Origin of the sequence: Streptomyces coffeae (genome assembly GCF_016741875.1) — a bacterium.
Classification (GTDB): Bacteria; Actinomycetota; Actinomycetes; order Streptomycetales; family Streptomycetaceae; genus Streptomyces; species Streptomyces coffeae.
Map to the genome: position 1 here is coordinate 1 of NZ_JAERRF010000227.1, position 342 is coordinate 342.

Genomic DNA, 342 nt, shown 5'->3' on the forward strand with positions numbered 1-342 from the left:
GGTTCGCCGGAGTACTGGGTGCGGCACGTCCGTGAGACCGTGCGCTTCGCCGACGGCATCCAGACCCTCAGCACCGAGGGCGTAGGAGCCTTCCTGGAACTGGGCCCCGATGGTGTGCTCTCGGCACTGGTCACAGAGCAGGCGCCGGATGGGGCCGTGGTGGTTCCGGTGCTGCGCAAGGACCGGCCGGAGGAGACAGCGGCCGTCACCGCGTTGGCGCAGCTCCATGTCACCGGTGTCCCGGTGGATTGGGGGATGTTGTTTGCGGGGTCGGGTGCGCGGCGGGTGGAGTTGCCCACCTATGCCTTTCAGCGGCGTCGGTTTTGGCCGGTGGGTTCGGTG

General features: G+C 68.7%; 1 protein-coding gene. It reads left to right on the top strand.

The genetic code is table 11. The annotated features are described in order from the left end of the window. Window positions 1-342: hypothetical protein (locus JK363_RS41775; RefSeq protein WP_201883538.1), on the top strand; the 342-nt coding region annotated here is incomplete at both ends.